Annotated in this window: 16 protein-coding genes and 2 pseudogenes; 10 read left to right on the forward strand and 8 right to left on the reverse strand. The window is 71.7% G+C overall.

Annotated elements, in window-relative coordinates:
* A pseudogene (locus DW296_RS00390) lies at window positions 1-553 on the reverse strand (hypothetical protein); the annotation flags it as partial.
* Between the two features lie 151 nt (window positions 554-704).
* On the opposite strand from DW296_RS00390, the gene DW296_RS00395 reads away from it, so the two are divergent.
* A complete protein-coding gene (locus tag DW296_RS00395) occupies window positions 705-1,310 on the forward strand; it encodes a zinc-binding alcohol dehydrogenase (RefSeq protein ID WP_136050613.1) in 606 nt (201 codons plus the stop codon).
* Here the strand turns inward: DW296_RS00395 and DW296_RS00400 are convergent.
* Both DW296_RS00400 and DW296_RS00405 read right to left on the reverse strand, forming a co-directional pair.
* A complete protein-coding gene (locus tag DW296_RS00400) occupies window positions 1,307-1,642 on the reverse strand; it encodes a potassium transporter Trk (protein WP_136050614.1) in 336 nt (111 codons plus the stop codon). The two genes, DW296_RS00395 and DW296_RS00400, sit on opposite strands and share 4 nt — an antisense overlap.
* A 94-nt stretch (window positions 1,643-1,736) precedes the next feature.
* On the reverse strand, window positions 1,737-5,138 hold the full coding sequence (locus DW296_RS00405; protein ID WP_136050615.1) for an HtaA domain-containing protein: 3,402 nt from the start codon (window positions 5,136-5,138) through the stop codon (window positions 1,737-1,739).
* 162 nt (window positions 5,139-5,300) lie between these two features.
* Here DW296_RS00405 and DW296_RS00410 point away from each other — a divergent pair, with 162 nt between their 5' ends.
* From DW296_RS00410 to DW296_RS00420, 3 genes are read left to right on the forward strand one after another with little or no spacing between them, the layout of a single operon-like run.
* A complete protein-coding gene (locus tag DW296_RS00410; protein ID WP_136050616.1) occupies window positions 5,301-6,407 on the forward strand; it encodes a heme/hemin ABC transporter substrate-binding protein in 1,107 nt (368 codons plus the stop codon).
* Window positions 6,404-7,477, forward strand: coding sequence for a FecCD family ABC transporter permease (locus DW296_RS00415; protein ID WP_136050617.1), 1,074 nt, complete (start codon window positions 6,404-6,406; stop codon window positions 7,475-7,477). The genes DW296_RS00410 and DW296_RS00415 overlap by 4 nt, the downstream gene beginning before the upstream one ends.
* On the forward strand, window positions 7,474-8,247 hold the full coding sequence (locus DW296_RS00420; RefSeq protein WP_240742940.1) for a heme ABC transporter ATP-binding protein: 774 nt from the start codon (window positions 7,474-7,476) through the stop codon (window positions 8,245-8,247). The genes DW296_RS00415 and DW296_RS00420 overlap by 4 nt, the downstream gene beginning before the upstream one ends.
* On the opposite strand, the gene DW296_RS00425 is transcribed toward DW296_RS00420, so the two are convergent.
* Entirely contained in the window at window positions 8,244-8,612 is a 369-nt protein-coding gene (locus DW296_RS00425; RefSeq protein ID WP_136050619.1) for a sterol carrier family protein, read from the reverse strand. The two genes, DW296_RS00420 and DW296_RS00425, sit on opposite strands and share 4 nt — an antisense overlap.
* A gap of 49 nt (window positions 8,613-8,661) precedes the next feature.
* Here DW296_RS00425 and DW296_RS00430 point away from each other — a divergent pair, with 49 nt between their 5' ends.
* From DW296_RS00430 to DW296_RS00445, 4 genes and pseudogenes are all read left to right on the forward strand, one after another.
* On the forward strand, window positions 8,662-9,336 hold the full coding sequence (locus DW296_RS00430) for an NUDIX hydrolase (RefSeq protein WP_136050620.1): 675 nt from the start codon (window positions 8,662-8,664) through the stop codon (window positions 9,334-9,336).
* A 146-nt stretch (window positions 9,337-9,482) separates the two neighbouring features.
* The gene (purD, locus tag DW296_RS00435; RefSeq protein WP_136050621.1) at window positions 9,483-10,760 is read left to right on the forward strand and encodes a phosphoribosylamine--glycine ligase; all 1,278 of its coding nucleotides are present in this window, start codon (window positions 9,483-9,485) and stop codon (window positions 10,758-10,760) included.
* A 107-nt stretch (window positions 10,761-10,867) separates the two neighbouring features.
* Entirely contained in the window at window positions 10,868-11,347 is a 480-nt protein-coding gene (locus DW296_RS00440) for a winged helix-turn-helix transcriptional regulator (protein WP_136050622.1), read from the forward strand.
* Window positions 11,344-12,636, forward strand: a pseudogene (locus DW296_RS00445) (MFS transporter). Before DW296_RS00440 ends, DW296_RS00445 begins: the two are co-directional and overlap by 4 nt.
* Before the next feature lie 55 nt (window positions 12,637-12,691).
* Here DW296_RS00445 and DW296_RS00450 read toward each other — a convergent pair.
* The 4 genes from DW296_RS00450 to DW296_RS00465 all read right to left on the reverse strand — a co-directional run bounded on the left by DW296_RS00450 (window position 12,692) and on the right by DW296_RS00465 (window position 17,192).
* The gene (locus DW296_RS00450; protein WP_062766131.1) at window positions 12,692-13,420 is read right to left on the reverse strand and encodes an amino acid ABC transporter ATP-binding protein; all 729 of its coding nucleotides are present in this window, start codon (window positions 13,418-13,420) and stop codon (window positions 12,692-12,694) included.
* Window positions 13,417-14,901, reverse strand: a complete 1,485-nt coding sequence (locus DW296_RS00455) for an amino acid ABC transporter substrate-binding protein/permease (RefSeq protein WP_126894187.1) — start codon at window positions 14,899-14,901, stop codon at window positions 13,417-13,419. The genes DW296_RS00450 and DW296_RS00455 overlap by 4 nt, the downstream gene beginning before the upstream one ends.
* A 147-nt stretch (window positions 14,902-15,048) precedes the next feature.
* Complete coding sequence (locus tag DW296_RS00460) at window positions 15,049-16,581, reverse strand: DHA2 family efflux MFS transporter permease subunit (protein WP_136050623.1); 1,533 nt, start codon at window positions 16,579-16,581, stop codon at window positions 15,049-15,051.
* Window positions 16,578-17,192: a PadR family transcriptional regulator gene (locus DW296_RS00465; RefSeq protein WP_342588943.1), complete on the reverse strand. Its 615-nt coding sequence runs from the start codon at window positions 17,190-17,192 to the stop codon at window positions 16,578-16,580. The genes DW296_RS00460 and DW296_RS00465 overlap by 4 nt, the downstream gene beginning before the upstream one ends.
* A 197-nt stretch (window positions 17,193-17,389) precedes the next feature.
* Between DW296_RS00465 and DW296_RS00470 the strand changes: the two genes are divergently transcribed.
* Together DW296_RS00470 and DW296_RS00475 are read left to right on the forward strand one after the other, a co-directional pair.
* Entirely contained in the window at window positions 17,390-18,265 is an 876-nt protein-coding gene (locus tag DW296_RS00470) for a phosphoribosylaminoimidazolesuccinocarboxamide synthase (RefSeq protein WP_136050625.1), read from the forward strand.
* Window positions 18,266-18,365: 100 nt separating this feature from the next.
* Entirely contained in the window at window positions 18,366-19,721 is a 1,356-nt protein-coding gene (locus DW296_RS00475) for a uracil-xanthine permease family protein (RefSeq protein WP_062766125.1), read from the forward strand.
* Window positions 19,722-20,292 lie beyond the last annotated feature (571 nt).

Raw genomic sequence — 20,292 nt, forward strand, 5'->3', positions numbered from 1 at the left:
ACGGAGAGCCGGAGCCCGATGCCGCGCCGGACGAGGCGGACTCCGCGGCACCCTCGGAGAGCGCCCTGGTCAGCCGGCCGGCGACGAGACCGGCGAGCGCGGCCACGGCGATGAACGTGCCGGGCTTCGCCCGCGCGTACGACTTCACCTCGGTGAGCAGCGACCCGGGGTCGCGGTCGCCGGTCCAGCCGGCGATGCCCTGGATCCGGGTCGACGCCTGACGAACGAGATCGGCGGCGACACCGCCGTCGGAGCGCTCCGCCATCGTGCTCAGCTCCCCGCCCACGGACCGGAGTCCGTCCGCGACGCGGCGCTGCTGCACCGCCGCCTGGTCCGACAGCTCGGTCTTGGTCTGGTGGTACAGGTCTCGCACCTGATCCTTGGCCTCATGGGCGACCGCCCCCGCTTCGGCCTTCGCCGTCTCGACGACGTCCGCGGCCTGGCCCTTCGCCGTGTCGGCGACACCCGCGGCCTCATGCGCGGCGGTCCGGACGGTGCCCGGAGACTCGGTCGTACCGCTGCCCGCGGCACCTTCTGCATTGCTCTGCGACATCGTTCTTCCTCTCGACTCCCGCCGACGGCCGCCGACGTGTGAGCAGGTCTCCCCCGGGTGCGGCGATCACCGTGAGGGTTGACGCGGCTCACGGAGGGCATTACCGTGCCGGGGCTCCGCACGGCCGCCGCACCCGCCTACGATGGGGGCCATGGCCGACAAGCCGCAGTGGCTCATCCGCGAAGACGCGAGCGTTCCGGTGCTCGTCGCGCTCGCGCTGCGCCAGCTGCTGGGCATCAGGGCGCCACTGGATCTGCCGTCCCTCCGCGACCTCTCGGTGCGCGCCCCCGACGCGGCGGACGCCCCGCCCGAGGTCGAAGCGCAGTGGCAGGGGTACTGGGACATGACCGTGGAGCCCCGGGCTCATCACTCCGGTGTGCCGCTGGAGCTTGTCGACGGCTTCGACACCCTGGTGGCCCTCCCGGCGAGCGGCGCCGAGGCGCTCTCCGCCGCGATCCGGCCGCATGCCGGAACCGCCCTCCGGTACGCCACCGCCGCGCACGACCGGTACGTCGGGTCGATGAAGAGCCACACCGGCGGGGACGCCTACCGGGCGTACGCGAGCGCGATCGCGGAGTTCGAGCGTGACATCGGACGCCGCGCGCACTCGTTCGAGCTGAACGTGCAGGTGCTGCCCCTGTCGCAGCGCGGGATCTGGTGGATCGGCGACCTCACGGTCGCGGTGACCGACGGGCTCCGCCGGGACGTCGTGGCGTTCGACTCCGCCATCCGTCCCGTGATCGCCGAGCTCGCCTAGGCGGGGTCGGTCGTCGTGTCATCCTCGTCGACCACGGTCTCCCGGTCGACCTTCACGACGCGGTCATGGCGGCGGGCGATCCGCTCGAGGATGAGTCCGGCGACGCCACCCAGCGCCAGACCGATCGGCACGGTCCAGAGCAGCAGGAAGCCGAACACCTGACCAGGCGGGTAGACGACATCGAGCGCCTGCGACTGCTCGAAGCTGCCGACCATGGTCAGGATGCCGGCGGCGATGACGCCCAGCACGACCCCGATGCCCATGAGCACGCCGTACCGCGGCACGCGGCGCACGGTCGCTTCGACGGTCTGGTGGGTGTCGTGGGAGGGCATGCGTCCATTGTCCCACCCTCTGTGGGCCTGCGCAGCCGCACGCGGAACCGCCCTCCCCGCTCACCGGGGAGGGCGGTTCCGATAGCCGACGGACTCAGACCTCGGTCGTCGTCTCGGCCGGCTCCCCCCTCCGGGTGCGACGCACGATCAGCACCCCGCCCGTCGCGGCCAGCGCCACGACGACCAGCCCGCCCACGATCCAGGGCCACACCGGGGCTTCCTCCGTGGCGACCGGCGCGCTGATCGCGGTCACCGCCGCGTCCGCCGCGGCCTCCGGCTCGGACTCCTCCTCGGCGGGAGTGCCGCAGGCGCCGTCGACCGGGATCACGGCGGAGACCGGGTCGAGCTCCTCGCCCGCCTCATACGTGCCGAACGCGGAGGCACCGGCCGCGGTCAGCGTCGTGGGAACCGCATCGAGGGTCAGCGCGCCGTCGGCGACGGCGGCGTCCGCGAGGGCGAACTCGGCGAGACGCACGCCCTCTTGTGCCACGGCTTCTCCGGCCTGCGTGGTTCCGGTCACGTCGAACACGAGGTAGCCGGTGTCGCCCGCGAGCTCGACGCGCGCGTTCGCCAGCGTCGTGTTCAGCGCCCCGTCGTGGCCCGTGAAGGCGATGCTGCCGCCGTAGGCGACCAGACCTGCGCGCGCCGCGTCGCCCAGCGAACCGGTGCCGTTCGACCACACGAAGGCGGGGTACTCGTAGGTCAGGTCGGTGAGCGTCCAGCCGCCCCGCGCGATGCCCTCGATGTACGTGCGGAACGACTCCTTGTAGCCCCAGTGCAGGGTCGCCCCCTCGACCGTGCACACGCCGATCTCCGCGGTCTCTCTGGTGAGCGTGAACGCGAGACCGCGATCCACCGAGCCCTGGAAGGTGAGCGTGTGCTCGCCGTCCGCGAGCGTGGCCGGGAGGGCACCCGACCACGTCGCGACACCCGCCGCGTCCGCCGTCACCGTGCCGAGCAGCACGGGGGTCGAGTACACGACCACCTTGATGTCCTCCTCGTTCGCACGGAAGCCGGAGGCGGAGACGGTGGCCGTCTTCCCGGCGGCGAGCGCGGCGAGGTTCTCCTCGTCGACCTCGATACCGGCCGCCGTCGGCGCGGTCGTCGGGAGCGTGGCCTTCGGGGCGACCGCGGCCGCCGCGACCGTGCCCGTCGTGCCCGACGGAGCGGCGGCGACGGAGCCGATCGTGAACGAGACAGGGTTGAGCGTGGTGCCGTACCCCGAGAGGACGCGGTCGCGTCCGGCGTCCGTGAGGGCGGCGGGTGCCGCCGTGTAGGTGACGGCGCCGCCGGCCGCCGTGCGGACGGCGCGGGAGAGGTCGAGGGTCGCGAACGGCACCTGCGCACCCCCGCTCGTCACGAACAGCGTGGCGGAGGACGCCGAGGTGATCCGGATCATCGGATCGGCGACCGTGACGTCGAGCACCCCGTGGTGGCCGGTGAAGCGCACGGCACCGCGGTAGACGACACTGCCGCGTCCGGAAGCCGCGTCGAAGTCGCCGCCCACGGTCTGCCCGAACTGGAACTGGCCGCCGGACCGGGTGGCGCCACCGGACACGGCGATCGCGCCCTGGGCGATCGGGCCGGTGATGTAGTTCGTGAACGAGGATGAGATGGCCCAGCGCAGCGACCCGCCGGGGACGGTCGCGTCCGGCTTCGTCGGCGTCACCGGGGGCTTCGGCGTGACCGGGGGCTTCGGCGCGGTCGGCTTCTCGCCGAGGAGTGCACGCCACTGCGCGTCGGTGATCGTGACCGCTCCGCGCGCGTAGATGGTGTCGGCGGTCGGCATCGTGTGCTGCTCCCACACGATCGCCTCGTACGTCTTCGACCGGTCGAGGTTCTTCGCCGCCGTATTGAGGTCGACGGCGAAGGCTCCGAAGCCGATGTTCCGGACGTACTGCATGGCGAGGAAGCCGCCGCCTGCGGTCACGTCGGCCTCGGTCCCCGTCTCGATGAGCGCCACGTAGGCGCCGGTGACCGCGCCGAGGTCGGCGGCGGTGACCTTCACCGTCAGCCCGTCCGCGGCGGTGGCGCCGGCGACGGCGGTCGTGACCGACGGCCCGGAGGAGGGCAGCAGGGCGTCCCACTGCGCGTCGGTGACGGTGACGGTGGAGCGTGCGTAGATCGTGTTCGCGTTCGGCATCGTGTGCTGCTGCCAGACGATCACCTCGTACGCCTTCGACCGATCGAGAGCGCTCGCCGCCGCGGTCAGGTCGACGCTGAAGCCGCCGCCGGTGATGCCGCGCACGTACTGCATCGCGAGGAAGCCGCCTCCGGCGGTGACATCGGCCTCGGTGCCCTTCTCGATCAGCGCGGCGTAGGCACCGGTGACGGCACCGAGCTTCGTCGCCGCGGCCGTGACCGTGAGGCCGTCCTCGGCCGTCGCCGCGGTCACGGTGGTCGTCAGCCCCGAGGCGATGCGGTAGTCCAGAGCGACGCTGCGCTCCTGGCCGGCGTTGACGACACCGCCTGCCGGGTAGGTGTACACGCCGTAGGTGCCGGGCGTCGCCGGGGTGTCCTTCAGCGTGAGCGTGACCTGGAACGAGCCCTCGGGCGAGATGTCCGCCCACTGTGCGCGGATCGCACCCTGGTACTGCGTCGGGACCTGGGCCAGCACACCCTCGGCGAGCGCCCAGGACTGAGCGCCGACCGAGCGCGCCGAGGACGGCGCCCCCTGCGAGGGCTGCCACGTGGACGCGAAGTTGCCGAAGACCACATAGGTGCCCTGGGCCAGGTTCGACGGGATCGGGACGCCGCGTCCGCCGACGTTCGCGGTCGGGTCGTATCCGGTGCCCTTGACGACGATCTCGTCGCCCGCCTGGAGGCGAGCGCCCGCAGCGGGCGTGGTGCCGTCGGCGAGGAACACCTCGATGGCGGCTTCGGCGGGCGCCGGCTCTGTCTCCCCGGGCTCCGTCTCACCCGGAGTCGTCTCTCCGGGCTCGGTCTCCCCCGGCTCGGTCTCCCCCGGCTCCGTCTCACCGGGCTCGGTCTCCCCCGGCTCCGTCTCCCCCGGCTCGACGGGCGTCGTTCCGAAGACCGTGTCCCACTGCTCCGGCGTCACCGTGACGTCGCCGCGGCCGTAGATCGTGGCGGCTGTCGGCGCGGAGTGCTGCTGCCAGACGAGCACCTCGTACGTCTTCGTCCGGTCCAGGGACGCCGCGGGCGCCTGCAGCGTGAAGGACGTGGCCCCCTGCTGCACGCTCGGGAAGGGCAGCGCGAACGCGGCGTAGCCACCGCCGGCGGAGATGCCGCTCTCGGTGCCAGACACGATCAGTGCGGCATAGACGCCCGTCACGTCCGGCAGACCCTCGGCCCGCACCTGCACGGTGAGGCCGCTGGTGTCGGCGGACGACACCGCCGCGGTGACGGTCGCCGCGGCCGCGTGGGCCGGCGGGCTGACCATCGCCCCGGCGGCGACGAGGACGAAGGAGACGAGGGCGGCGAGCAGGACACGCAGGCGTGTGCTCGCTGAGGGGGTATGTGCTGTGGCGTTCACGGTTCTCCGCGGCCCGCGGGGCGCGATCGATCGCGCGCCCCTGCGGCGCCGCACGGCAGTCGGGCGAAGGTGGACTTTGGTTAGGCTTGGCTAAGCAAGCCGCCGATCCCGAGCGTAGAGGGGCGCCGGTGAGGGCGTCAAGTTTTAGGGTAGCCTTGCCTAATGCGACGCGCTCCTGCCCTGCTTCTCGCCGCCGCCCTGGCTCTCGGACTGGCCGCCTGCGCCGGGTCGGACTCCGGTCCGGCGCAGACCCCTGCCGTCGACGACGCCTGCCCACAGGCCTCGACCCCTCTCGCCGATCTCGATCTGGTCGCCGACGTGCGCGGGGCCACGGGGCCCTCGACCGCGTGCCTCGCGAGTCACGCGGTCGCCGCCGTCGACGACGACACCGCCCCGGCGCTCCCGGTCACCGTGACCGACAGCGAAGGCCGGGAGGTCGAGATCACGGACGTCGACCGCATCCTCCCGATCGACATCTCCGGCACGATCGCCGCCACGGTGTTCGCGCTCGGGCTCGGCGATCAGGTCGTCGGGCGCGACGCGTCCACGCAGTTCCCCGGCACCGAGGACCTTCCGGTCCTCACCAAGACCGGGCACACGCTTAACCCGGAGGCCATCCTCGAGCTGGCCCCGACCGTCGTGCTCACCGACACCACGATCGGCCCGAAAGAGGTCCGCCAGCAGCTGCGGGATGCGGGCATCGCGGTCGTCGTCATCTCCAGCGACCGCCGGATCGACACCACCGACGCCCTCGTGACGGAGATCGCCACGGCCCTCGGCGTCCCGACGCGCGGCGCGGCGCTCAGCGCCCGCCTCGACGCCGAGCTCGACGCCGCCATCGCGGAGATCGCCGACGTCACCCCGTCCGCCGCGACGGACCGCGCACGCATGCTCTTCCTGTACGTACGCGGGAGCGCCAACGTGTACTACATCTTCGGCGAGGACTCCGGGGCGGACTCCCTCATCGATGCGGTCGGCGGTGTCGACGTCGCGGAGGAGATCGGCTGGGAGGGCATGAAGCCGATGACCGCGGAAGCACTCGTCGCCGCGCAGCCCGACGTGCTCGTGATGATGACGGATGGGTTGGAATCGGTGGGCGGCGTCGACGGGCTCATCGAACGCATCCCCGCCATCGCCGAGACCCCGGCCGGAGCGCATCGCCGCGTGATCGACATGGCCGACGCCGAGATCCTCAGCTTCGGCCCCCGGTCGGCCGACGTGATCAGCGCCCTCGCGCGGGCCCTGTACGCGCCGGGACCCGCCTCGTGACCGGCGAGGTCGTCACCCCGACGCCGACCCGGCATCGGGGACTGCGCTTCGCGACGGTCGTCATCGCCCTCGTCATCGGCCTTCTCGTCACGGGCGTCGCGTCGATCACCAGCGGGCAGTACGACCTGTCGCCGACCGCGCTCCTGGACGTCCTGTTGCGCGGCCTCGGCATCGACACCGCCGGGACTCCGGCCGCGGCGACCGACGAGGGCGTGATCTACAACCTCCGTCTCCCCCGACTGGTCCTCGGCCTGCTCGTCGGCGCCGCGCTCGCGGTCTCCGGCGTGCTCATGCAAGCCATCTTCGGCAACCCCCTCGCGGACGCCGGCGTCGTGGGCGTCTCCTCCGGCGCGGCGCTCGGAGCGGCGGCCAGCATCACATTCGGCCTGGCCACCTTCGGCATGTGGACGACGCCCGCCTTCGCCTTCCTCGGCGGTCTCGCGGCCGTCTTCTCCGTCTACCTCCTGAGCCGCTCCGGGGGCCGCACCGAAGTGGTCACGCTGCTGCTCACCGGCATCGCGATCAACGCCATCGCCGGCGCCGGCATGGCCTTCCTCACGTTCCTCGGCACGACCTCGACCAGGGAGCAGATCGTGTTCTGGCAGCTCGGCTCGCTGAACGGCGCCCTCTGGTCGAACATCCAGCTCGTCGCGCCGCTCGTGGCGATCGGGATCGTCGTCGCCCTGATCGTGGCGCCGGGTCTGGATCTCTTCGCCCTCGGCGAGCGCACCGCCCGGCATCTGGGCGTGCCGGTCGAGCTGCTGCGGATGGTGGTCATCGTCACGGTGGCACTGCTCGTCTGCGCCGCGGTCGCCTTCGCGGGGATCATCGGGTTCGCGGGTCTCGTCGTGCCCCACCTGATGCGCATGCTGATCGGCCCCGCACACCTCCCGCTCGTGATCGCCTCCGCCCTCGGCGGCGCGCTCCTCATCGCGACCGCCGACCTCGTGGCGCGCACGGCCGTACCGCTCGCGGACCTCCCCATCGGCATGATCACGTCCCTCGTGGGCGGCCCGTTCTTCCTCTGGCTCCTCGTGCGGACGCGGCGGCGGTCGGGGGGATGGGCGTGAGCCCGCGCCTGCGGGGCCAGGGGCTCACGGTGCGGGTCGGGGACGGACGCACCATCCTCGACGACGCGGCCATCTCCATCCACGCCGGCGAGGTGCACGCCCTCGTCGGGCCGAACGGCGCAGGCAAGTCCACCCTGTTCGGCGTGCTCTCGGGAGACGTCGTTCCGACGTCCGGCACCGTCCTCCTCGACGGCCGTCCCGTCGCGGGTGTCCGTCCCCGCGATCTCGCCCGGCGACGGGCCGTGCTGCTGCAGGAGAACACCGTCACCTTCCCCTTCACGGTCGAGCAGGTCGTGCGGATGGGACGCACGCCGTGGGCGCGGAGCCCCGCCGCCGAGGAGGACGACAGCGCCGTGGCGGCGGCGATGGCGACGACCGAGGTCACGGCGCTGCGGGAGCGCTCCGTCCCCTCGCTCTCCGGCGGTGAGCGCGCGCGGGTGGCGCTGGCCCGCGTGCTCGCCCAGGACACCGGGATCCTGCTGCTCGACGAGCCGACGGCGGCCCTGGACCTGAAGCATCACGAAGACGTCATGCGGGTGATCCGCAGGCGGGCGAAGGCCGGGGTCGCGGTCGCGGTCGTGCTGCACGACCTCAACGCCGCTCTCGCGCACGCCGACCGCGTCACTCTGCTCGCGGGCGGTCGGGTCTCCGCCACCGGCACGCCGGACGAGGTCCTCACGGCCGCACGGATCGAGGAGGTCTACGGGCAGCCCGTCGACGTCTTCCCGCACCCGCACACCGGGGTGCCGCTCGTCGTGGCCCGGCGCTAGGGGCGCAGCGGGAGGACTCCGGTGAGATCCGCGCGCGTGCCCGAGGCGTGGATGCGCCCGGCCGTCGCCGCATCCGCCCATGCCTCCGCGCCGGTGGCGACCGCGATCCAGGTGGCGGCGTCCATCTCCACCACGTTCGGCGGAGTTCCACGGGTGTGACGCGGGCCCTGGATCACCTGCACGGCTCCGAACGGAGGGACGCGCACCTCGACGCTGTTCCCGGGCGCCTTCTCGTCGAGCAGCTGCAGCAGGTAGCGCACGGCAGTGGCGAGCTCCGGCCGCGCCGGCTTCGTCCCCGCGGCTTCCGCCTCCCGCACGGCGCCGAGCGCCGCGCGCCCGTCGACGATGTCGATCTTCCTGGCCATCCCCCCACCCTAGATCCGCTGCGGCGGCCCCGGTCATAAGCTCGATGGCATGAGCATGCATCCCCAGGGCGCCCGCGCCGAGCTGCTCGCCGCCGCGGCCGACCACTCCTGGAGCGTGCCGATCCCTCCGCTCGCGGATCCGGGCCGCGCCCACGACGCCTCGGTGCTCATCCTCTTCGGCGTCCTCGACCGCATCCCCGCACCGACCGTCGACGCGGCCGTCGCGCGCGACCTCGACGTCCTGCTGCAGCGTCGCGCCCCGACCCTCTCCTCGCATCCGGGCCAGGTCTCCTTCCCCGGCGGGCGCGCCGAAGCGGCCGATGCCGACGCGGTCGCCACGGCGCTGCGCGAGGCCGAGGAGGAGACCGGCCTCGATCCCGCGGGAGTCGAGGTGCTCGCCACGCTCCCCGTGATCCCCCTCGCCGCGAGCAACCACCTCGTCACCCCTGTGCTCGCCTGGTGGCAGTCGCCGTCGCGCGTCGTCGCCGTCGACCACGCGGAGACCGTCGAGGTGTTCCGCGTCCCCGTCGCGCAGCTCCTCGACCCGGCGACCCGCTTCACCTCGACCCTGTCCCGCGCCGGGCGCACGTTCCGCGGACCCGCGTTCGACGTCGACGGCACGATCGTGTGGGGTTTCACCGCCATGGTGCTCGACGCTCTGTTCGACGCCACCGGCTGGACCGTGCCCTGGGACACCGCGGACGAGCGTCCCACCGAGCTCTGACCCCGCCGACCTCCGTGCACAACTCCGGAGAACCGCGGCCGATCTGTCGGAGATGCCATCGAATCGCCGCGGGCGGGCCGATCGTCCTGAGTTGTGAACGCCGGACCGGCCGAAATCCCGCGCACGCGCCTCGATAGGCTGGACGGGTGAAGATCCTCGTCCTCGGTTCCGGTGCCCGTGAGCACGCGATCATCCTGGCGCTGCGCGCCGAGTCCCCCGCGCACGAGATCCTCGTCGCCCCCGGCAACGCGGGCATCGCGCAGGACGCGACACCCGTCGCCCTCGACCCGCTCGACGGCGCCGCGGTGACGGCCTTCGCGAACGAGCACGCGATCGACCTCGTCGTCATCGGCCCGGAAGCCCCTCTCGTGGCGGGCGTCGCGGACGAGCTCCGCGGTCGCGGCATCCCCGTCTTCGGGCCGGGCAAGGCCGCCGCGCAGCTCGAGGGCTCCAAAGCCTTCGCCAAGCGGGTCATGGACGCCGCCGGTGTGCCGACGGGCCGCGCGGTCCGCGCCGCCACGGTCGCCGAGGTCGAGGCCGCGTTCGACGACCTCGGCGCCCCCTACGTCGTCAAGGCCGATGGGCTCGCCGCCGGCAAGGGCGTCATCGTCACCTCCGACCGCGCCGAGGCCCTGGCCCACGCGGAGCAGTACCTCCCGGCCGGCCCCGTCCTCGTCGAGGAGTTCCTGTCCGGCCCCGAGGTCTCGCTGTTCTTCCTCAGCGACGGCGACACCGTGCGCGCGCTCAGCCCGGCACAGGACTTCAAGCGGGCCCTCGACGGCGACGCCGGCCCCAACACCGGCGGTATGGGGGCGTACTCCCCGCTGCCCTGGCTCGCGGAGCAGTTCGGCAGCGAGCAGGCATTCGTGGAAGAGGTCACCCGCGACGTCGCCCTTCCGGTCGTCCGGCAGCTCGACGCCGAGGGCACCCCGTTCATCGGCCTCCTCTACGCCGGTCTCATCCTCACCCCGCAGGGCGTGCGGGTGATCGAGTTCAACGCGCGCTTCGGCGACCCGGAGACCCAGGTCGTGCTGCCGCGACTGGAGACCCCGCTGTCCCAGCTCCTCTTCGCCGCCGCCTCCGGCACCCTCGAGGACCAGCCGGAGCCGGTGTTCCGCGATGAGGTCGCGATCACCGTGGTCCTGGCGAGCGAGGGGTACCCGGAGGCGCCGCAGACCGGGCGTCCGATCGAGGGTCTGGACGATGCCGCCGCCGTGGAGGCGGTCCGCCTGGTGCACGCCGCGACCGCGAGTCCCGACGCACCGGGGGGTTCGCTCATCGCGACGGGTGGCCGTGTGCTGAACGTCGTCGCCGTGGCCCCGGACTTCCGCACCGCCCGCGACCGCGCCTACGACGCCCTCGGCCGCATCCGCCTCGAGGGCTCGCACCACCGCACCGACATCGCTGCCCGCGTCGCTCGCTGACCCACTTCAAATCGCTTGAATGGCTGCATCCCGACCGGGAATGCAGCCATTTGCGTGATTCGAAGCGGATTCTTGACAAGACTCACTTTCTTCAAGAAAGTAGCAGGATGCCGCTCCGCTCCGACTGGTCCTCTGCGTCCTGCCCCATCGCCCGCGCCGCCGACGTGATCGCCGATCCGTGGGTGCTCCTCATCCTGCGAGAGCTCTTCTCCGGCCGCACCCGGTTCGACGAGCTGCGAGACGCCTCCGGTGCCGCGGACTCGGTCCTGGCGCGTCGGCTCGCCCTGATGACGGAGGCCGGACTCGTGGCCCGGGACGACAGCGGCGAAGGGCGGAAGGGGTACCGGCTCACCGCAGCCGGCAAGGAGACGCTGCCCATCCTGCACGCGTACGCACGGTTCTCCCGCCGCACCGACCCCGAGGGCCCGTGGGGACTGGTCGTGTCCTGTGCGCGGTGCGGGACCGCCGCCGAGTCCGCGGACTGGTGCTCCCGGTGCGCCGCTCCCCTCGACGCCGGCAGCACTCTCTGGGCGCGACGGAGCATGGGCGGCGAGCCCTTCGCCCTGCTCGGCGGACACGCCGCATGACCGCCGAGTCCCTCGACCGCCCCGCCGAGACCCGACGCCGCCTCCACCCCGCGTGGACGGTCGCCCTCGTCGCCCTCATCGCCCTCATCGGTGCCGCGGGATTCCGCGCCGCCCCCGGGGTCCTCATGGTCCCGCTCGAAGAGGAGTTCGGCTGGACCACGGCCGAGCTCTCCCTCGCCGTCTCCGTCAACCTCCTGCTCTACGGCCTGATCGCTCCTTTCGCCGCGGCGCTGATGCAACGGTTCGGCATCCGCGCGGTGACGGTCGTCGCGCTCTTCGTGATCGGCGCCGGGGCCGCGCTCAGCGTCTTCGTCGCGACACCGGGACAGCTCATCCTCACGTGGGGCGTGCTGATCGGCCTCGGGACGGGATCGATGGCTCTGGTGTTCGCGGCCACCATCACCGACACGTGGTTCGCCACGCGGCGCGGGCTGGTCTCCGGCGTGCTCACCGCCGGCAGCGCGACGGGACAACTCATCTTCCTCCCGGTGATCGCGGCCGCGGCGGAGGAGATCGGCTGGCGCGGAGCCTCGCTCATCATCGCGGGCGGCGCGCTCGCTGTGGTGCCCCTCGTCTGGATCTTCCTCCGCAACCGCCCGAGCGACCTCGGCGTCGCACGCTAGGGCGAGAGCGCGGAGCCCATCACCTCCGCTCCGCGCCCCCGCGGGACGGCGTGGGGTGCCGCTCGACTCGCGCTGACGACGCTCCGTGACGCCGCCCGCACGCGGACGTTCTGGGCTCTGGCTGCCGGATTCGCGATCTGCGGCGCAACGACGAACGGGCTGATCGGCACGCACTTCATCCCGAGCGCCCACGACCACGGGATGCCGACGACGACGGCCGCCGGCCTGCTCGCGGTGGTCGGTGTGTTCGACATCCTCGGCACCGTGTTCTCCGGATGGCTGACCGACCGGGTGAACCCGCGCATCCTGCTCGCCGCCTACTACGCCCTCCGCGGGGTGAGCCTGGTGTTCCTGCCGAGCCTGCTCTCGGCGGAGGTGCAGCCGAGCATCGTCGTGTTCATCGTGATCTACGGCCTGGACTGGGTCGCGACCGTGCCGCCGACGATCGCCCTCTGCCGGGAGGTCTTCGGCGACCGCGGACCCCTGGTCTTCGGGTGGGTGTTCGCGGCGCACCAGATCGGCGCCGGCATCGCGTCCGTCCTCGCGGGGCTCGTACGGGACCACACCGGCCACTACACCGCGGCCTGGTTCGCCGCCGCGGGCCTGTGCGCCGTCGCCGCTCTCGTCAGTGCGACGATCCGTCGGCGACCGTCCCCGTTGAAGTAGCGCAAATGGCTGCATCCCGGCCGGGGATGCAGCCATTTGAGCGATTTGAACCGGGTCAGAGGACCTTGGACAGGAAGTCCTGGAGGCGCTCGTTCTTGGGGGCGCCGAACAGGTCGGCGGGAGTGCCCTCCTCGACCACGACGCCGCCGTCCATGAAGACCGTGCGGTCGGACACCTCGCGCGCGAAGCCCATCTCGTGAGTCACGAGCACCATGGTCATGCCACCCTCGGCGAGGTCGCGGATGACCTGCAGCACCTCGCCGACCATCTCCGGGTCGAGGGCGCTGGTGGCCTCGTCGAACAGCATGATCTCCGGGTCCATCGCGAGTGCACGGGCGATGGCCACGCGCTGCTTCTGACCGCCGGAGAGCGACGCGGGCTTCGCGTCCGCCTTCTCCGACAGGCCGACGCGCTCGAGCAGCGAGCGGGCGCGGTCGCGGGCCTCGACCTTCGTCATGCGGCCGAGCTCGACCGGGGCGAGCGTGATGTTCTCCAGCACGGTCATGTGCGGGAACAGGTTGAAGTGCTGGAACACCATGCCGATGCGCTGGCGCACCTCGTCCAGCTTCACGCTCTTGTCGGTGAGGTCGACCCCGTCGATGATCACGTGCCCCGACGTCGGCTCCTCGAGCTTGTTGAGGCAGCGCAGCAGCGTCGACTTGCCGGAGCCGGAGGGGCCGATCACGGCGATGACCTCACCGTCCTCGACCGTGAGGTCGATGCCCTTGAGCACCTCGTTGTCGCCGAACGACTTGTGCAGGTCCCTGACCTCGATCTTGCTCATGCGTTGGCCTTCCTCTCCAGGCGGTTCGCGAGCAGCGTCAGGAGCGTGATCACGACGAAGTAGATGATGGCGACGATCGTCAGCACCTGCGCCGAGAGATACGTCGAGGCGATGATCTGGCGCGACACGAACGTCAGTTCGGCGAGACCGATGACGCTGATGAGCGAGGTGTCCTTCAGCGTGATGATGCCCTGGTTCACGAACGACGGGATCATGATCCGGAACGCCTGCGGCAGCACGACCTTGCGCATCGTCTTCCAGTGGCTGAGGCCGAGCGAGCGCGACGCCTCCGCCTGACCGGGGTCGACGGCCTGGATGCCGCCGCGGATGATCTCCGTCATGTACGCACCGGTGTTCAGCGACAGGGTGATCGCACCGGCCACGAACGGGTCGAACTTGAGGTCGGGGATCAGCTGCGGGATGGCGAAGAACACGAAGAACGCCTGGATCAGGATCGGGGTCCCGCGGAAGACGTAGACGTAGGCCGTCGCGATCCACCGGAACGGCGCGAACTTCGACAGGCGCCCGAAGCCGAAGATGATCCCGAGGATGAACGCCGCGATCACCGCGACGATCGTGGCGAGGATGGTGAGCCACAGCCCCTGCATGAGGGCCGGCCAGTACTTCACCGCGACCGAGATGATGTCGGTGGGCTGCGCCTCCTGCGCGTCGTCACCCGTCGCGAGGTAGGTGTCCACGATCTCGTCGTACTCGCCGGAGTCCTGCAGGTTGGCGAGGCCGGCGTTGAACATCTCCAGGAGCTCGGCGTTCTCGCCCTTGTTCACCGCGAAGCCGTACTCGCCGCCGAGCGCGGGCTCGCCGACGAGACGGAAGCCCGACCCCTGCTGGATGCCGTAGGCGAGCACGGGGAAGTCCTCGAAGTAGCCGACGGCCTGTCCGGCCTTCACCGCATCGACCATGTCGGTCGTGTCCTGGTAGGGCGTGATCCGGAAGCCGTACTCGTCGGCGTTCTCCTCGGCGAAGGTCTGCCCCTGGGTGCCGGTCTTCACCGCGACGGTCTTGCCGTCGAGGTCGTCGAGGGACTCGATGTCGCTGGACTCGAGCACCCCGAGCTGCACGCCGCTGGTGAAGTACGGGTCGCTGAAGTCGAAGGTCTGCTGTCGCTCCTCGGTGATCGACATCCCGGCCATGACGGCGTCGACCTGGTTCGACTGCAGCGCCTGCACCGCGGCGTCGAAGCCGAGCTGGCGGATCTCGACCTCGAAGCCCTGGTCCTCCGCGATCGCGCGCAGGAGGTCCATGTCGATGCCGACCAGGTCGCCGGACTCGTTCGTGAACTCGAACGGCGCGAAGGTCGTGTCGGTGCCGATGACGTAGGTCTCGCCGTCGTCGGCCGCGGTGGCGGGCGCGGCTCCGGCAAGCAGCGCCCCGGCGGCGACGAGTGCGGCGAGAGCGGTCGCGCCGGCGGTGCGGCCGAACCGCCGCAGACGGCTCGGCGGAGAGGATGGGTGGCGGCTCACGTCGAGTGCTCCTCGGGGTTCGGAAGGGCGACCCGGCGGCCGCCGACCATCCACCCTAACCCCGCTCCTCCCGCGCACCGGAATCTCGGCGCGACCCCGAACAGCGCCGGAACCCGCGTGGATACCGGCGTGTCGGGGTCATCGCGGTCACGCCGGAGGGGTCGCGGCGACGGCCTCGTCCTTCCGATCCTGCCCGCGGAGGAACAGCGAGGCGACCAGCGCGATGAGGATCACACCGGCGGGCAGCAGCAGCGTCTGGGACATGCCGGCCGCGAAGCCCTCGGCGACCTGCGGCGGCAGCGCGCCGCTCCCGGTGCCGGCCGGAGCGTCGGCCAGACCGGGGAGGTTCGCCTCCAGCCGCGACTGCATGAACGCGGCGATCGAGGCGGAGCCGATGACCGAGCCGATGGTGCGGGTGGTGTTGTAGATGCCCGCGCCGGCACCGGCCTGTCGCGGCGGTAGCTTGCGCGTGGCCGTGGTCGCCAGCGGCCCCCACATGCCCGCATTGCCGATGCCCATGAGCGCGGACGGCAGCAGGAACATCAGGATCGGGGTGTCCATCGTGGTCAGGGCCGAGTACCAGACCAGGGCGCCTGCGACGCAGAGCAGACCGGGGACGAGGATGATGCGCGGGTCGACGCGGTCCAGGATCTTGCCGGCGACCGGGGCGAGCACGCCCGACAGCACGGCCATCGGGATGAGCAGCATCGCGGCCTCGGTCGGGGTGAGGCCGCGCGCGGTCTGCAGGAAGAACATCATCGGCAGCGACATGCTCGTGACCGTGAAGCCGACCGCCGCGATCGCCACGTTCGCGCCGGAGAAGTTCCGGTCGCGGAAGAGGGCGAGGGGCACGAGAGGTTCGCTGCGGGTACGCGCCTGCTGCACGATGAAGAGCGCGAGCACCACGACGCCGGCGATGATGAGACCCCAGACCGAGATCGGTCCCGCGATGGTTCCCCAGTCGTACTTCTCGCCCTCCTGCAGTCCGAAGACGATGAGGAAGAGCGCGACGGCGCTGAGCACGACGCCGACCACGTCGAACCGGTGCGGATGGGTCTTCAGCCGCGGCACGAGGATCCAAGCGAGCACGAAGGCGACGACGCCGACGGGGAGGTTGACGAAGAAGATCCACTCCCACCCGAAGCCGTCGACGAGCAGACCGCCCGCGAGGGGGCCGACGAGCGTGGCGACGCCGGCCGTGGCACCCCACAGGCCCATCGCCGCGCCGCGGCGGTTCGGCGGGAACGTGCGGGTGATGACGGCCATGGTCTGCGGGGTCATGAACGCGGCGCCGAGCCCCTGCACCGCGCGGGCCGCGATCAGGCCCTCGAGCGTCGTCGACAGTCCGCACCAGAGCGAGGCGAGGGTGAAGACCGCGAGCCCGATGAGGTAGATGTTCTTCGGGCCGAAGCGGTCGCCGAGTCGTCCGGTGATGAGCAGCGGCACGGCGTAGGCGAGCAGGTAGGCGCTGGTGACCCACACGACGTTGTCGAGGTTGTTCGTGTCGGGGTCGAGGGCGGCCTTGATCGCCGGGTTCGCGACGGACACGATCGTGGTGTCGACGAGGATCATGAAGAACCCGATGACGAGGGCCCAGAGCGCGGGCCACGGACTCTTCGGCGCGTGACCGGCGGCGAAGGGCCCCGTCTCGGGCCCCGAGGTCTGGCGGGAATCGGTCATTGCTGTGCAGCCTTTCGCTGGGCGCGGTAGCGGTCGGTGTCGTCGAAGGCGTCGGGGCCCCAGCGGAGCTCGTCGCCGTCGAGGCGGGTGAGGAGGGTGTCGAGCCAGCGGAGCTCCGCGTCGAGCAGCGCCTCCTGCCGTTCGATCTCGACGAGGACCTGCGGCGGGACGCCCTTGGTGCGGGCGGCGGCGAGGCCGTCGTGGTGCAGCGCGTACGAGGCGACGAGGGCCTCCCGCCGTTCCTGGAGCAGTTCCACGGCGTCGTCGCGGTCGAGGTTGTGCGACTCGGCGAGCGCGACGCGGGCGTCGGTCTCGCGGTCGATGCGGGGGAGGGCACGACGCACCCACGCGACCACCGCCTCCCGGCCGGCGTCGGTGAGGGTGTAGGTCGTCCGCTCCGGCCGGTTGCCCTCGCGATCCGTGCCGACCTCGTCGAGCAGGCCGGCCCGCTGGAGCCGGGCGACCGTGTGGTAGAGCGTGCCGTTGGTGACGGTGATGAGCCGGTCGTCGTGCCGCGCGCGGAGCAGGCGCACCATCTCGTACGGGTGCATGTCGCTCTCGCGGAGCAGCGCGAGCACCATCACCCCGAGGGGCGTGAGTCCCGCCACCACATCCCCACTCTTCCCCACGCCTCTCCCCGGTCCTTGTCCCGCACGAATAGTCCACATGGACTATACACCCGCCCCTCCTCCGCCGAGACCCCGGTTTTCCGGCGAGACCCCGGGGTCCCGGCGCGCTCATCCCGGGGTCTCGACGCGAACGCGGGGTCTCGGCGCGGAAGAACACGCATCACCGGGATAATGGGCGGGTGAGCACACCGTCCGCAGGAAACGCGCAGGCCATCCCCGGGTGGCGACACCTCTACTCCGGAAAGGTCCGCGACCTCTACGCCTCGGAGGACCCGGCCGACACCCGCATCCTCGTCGTCGCGTCCGACCGGGTGAGCGCCTTCGACGTCGTGCTCTCCCCCGGCATCACCGACAAGGGCGCCCTGCTGACCCGCCTCAGCCGCTGGTGGTTCGCCCAGCTCGACGTGCCGAACCACCTCACGGACGGCGACCTGCCGGAGGAGGTGGCCGATCGCGCCATGCTCGCCCAGTCGCTCGAGATGCTGCCGATCGAGTGCGTGGTGCGCGGGTACATCACCGGCTCCGGCTGGGCCGAGTACCACGAGCACGGCACGGTGTGCGGCATCGCCCTGCCGGCAGGCCTGCAGAACGGCGACCGCCTGCCCGAGCCGCTGTTCACCCCGGCCTACAAGGCGCCGATGGGCGAACACGACGAGAACATCACGTTCGACCGCGTCGTCGAGCTCGTCGGGGCGGACCGGGCGGCCGAGCTCCGCGACGCCTCCCTCGCGATCTACCGTCGGGCCGCGGCCATCGCCGAGGAGAAGGGCCTCATCCTCGCCGACACGAAGTTCGAGTTCGGGACCGACGCCGACGGCACCCTCCGCCTCGCCGACGAGGTGCTCACGAGCGATTCCTCCCGGTACTGGGACGCTGAGGCCTGGCGCACGGGATCGACCCCGGCCGAGCGGATGGCGAGCTTCGACAAGCAGATCGTGCGCGACTGGCTCGCGGCGAACTGGGACAAGCAGGGCGAGCCACCCGCGCTGCCCGAGGAGGTCGTGGCACGGACGGCCGCCCGGTACCGGGAGCTCATCGACCGCCTCGGCGCCTGACGCCGCGCTCCCCGCGGCCGCGGGACGTACAGGGAAAACTCAGGAATCGGTAGTGTTGCTCCAGCACTCCGCCCCCGATCCCGAACCCTGAGGAGCCCGCATGGCTTTGTGGAAGCTGCACGGAAACGGCCGCACCGTCGAGCCCGGCGCCGTCGTCACCCCCGAGGAACGTCTGTCCTGGCCCGCGACCATCGCCATCGGCGCGCAGCACGTCGTCGCGATGTTCGGCGCCACGTTCCTCGTGCCGACGCTCACCGGCTTCCCGGTGTCGACGACGCTGCTCTTCAGCGGTATCGGCACGCTGCTCTTCCTCCTCATCACGAAGAACCAGCTGCCCAGCTACCTCGGCTCCTCGTTCGCCTTCATCGCCCCCATCACCGCGGCCGTCGCGGCGGGCGGCACCGGTTCGGCCCTCGCGGGCGTGGTCGCGGTGGGCGTGCTCCTCGCGGTCGTCGGCCTCGTCGTGCAGTTCGTCGGCCTGCGCTGGGTCGACGCGCTGATGCCCCCGGTCGTCGCCGGCGCCATCGTCGCGCTCATCGGCTTCAACCTCGCCCCCACCGCCTGGAGCAACTTCGCGCTCGACCCCGTGACGGCCACGATCACCCTCGTCGCGATCATCCTCTTCGCCGTGCTCTTCCGGGGCTTCCTCGGCCGGATCTCGATCTTCCTCGGCGTCGCCGTCGGCTTCATCTGGGCCGCGTTCAACGGCTCGTTCGAGGTGCCCAACCCGCTCCGTGGCGACAAGACCCCCGCCGAGCTCATCGCGGACGCCCCGTGGATCGGCCTCCCGCACTTCCAGTTCCCGGACTTCGTGGAGCCGGGGACCTGGTCGACCATCGCGATGTTCCTGCCCGTCGTGCTCGTGCTCATCGCGGAGAACGTCGGTCACGTGCGCGGCGTCGCGACCATGACCGAAGACCCCGCGATCAACCGCCACACCGGTCGCGCCCTCATCGCCGACGGTGTCGCCACGACCATCGCCGGTGGCTTCGGCGGCTCGGGCACCACGACCTATGGCGAGAACATCGGCGTCATGGCCGCGACCCGCGTGTACTCCACCGCCGTGTACTGGGTGGCGGGTCTGTTCGCGATCCTCCTGGCGTTCTCCCCCAAGGTCGGCGAGGTGTTCAACTCGATCCCCGCGGGCGTGCTCGGCGGGGCGACGACGGCGCTCTACGGCCTCATCGGCATCATCGGCATCAAGATCTGGGTGGACAGCCGGGTCGACTTCTCGCGTCCGGTCAACCAGTACACCGCAGCGGTGTCCCTCGTGATCGGCATCGCCGGGTTCACGATGCAGCTCGGCGACTTCGCCTTCGGCGGGATCGTGCTCGGGACGGTCGCGGCGCTGCTGATCTACCACCTGGGCAACCTCATCGCCCGCGCGCGCAAGACGGGCGCCGACGACCCGAAGCCCCTCGAGCCCGTCGGCCCTCTCGGCGGCGACCCCGCGTAGGTTCCGCCCCGAGCGTCCGCGCGTCCCCGCTGCGTGCGGGACGGTTTTCGCCCCTCCTGCGCCGAGCGGAGGCCCGCTTTCGCACTCGCACCGGGAGCGGACGGCGTGCGCGAGCCCGGGGTACTTCGCGGTCCGGACGGAAAACGCCCTCTCCTCTCACGAGGAGGGGGCGTTTTCGCGCTCGCACGAGCCTTGGTCGCCGCGTCGCGTGCGGGATCGAACTGGGGCCCTCCCGGGCTGCGGAAGGTGCACTTTCGCACTCTCCAGACAGGAACGTCCCGGCCCGCGCGGTGTCCGCCGGTCCGGCCCCTACGGTGCAGGATCGAAAAGGGGCGTGCCCGGCGGGCGGGAGGGATGTAATCGCACTCGCACGCGGGGAATGTTCCCCGGTCGGAGCGCGCGGGATCGGAAACGGGCGTGCCCGGCGGGCGGGAGGACCGTATTCGCACTCTCACGCGGGGGGCGCTGCCGGGGTCAGAGCGTGCGGGATCGGAAAGGGGCGTCTGAAGGGTGCGGGAGGGACGTTTTTGCACTCCGCACGCGGAAGGGCGGGGGACGGGGGCGGGGACGG

This window comes from Microbacterium sp. K36 (genome assembly GCF_004794355.1).
Classification (GTDB): Bacteria; Actinomycetota; Actinomycetes; order Actinomycetales; family Microbacteriaceae; genus Microbacterium; species Microbacterium paraoxydans_D.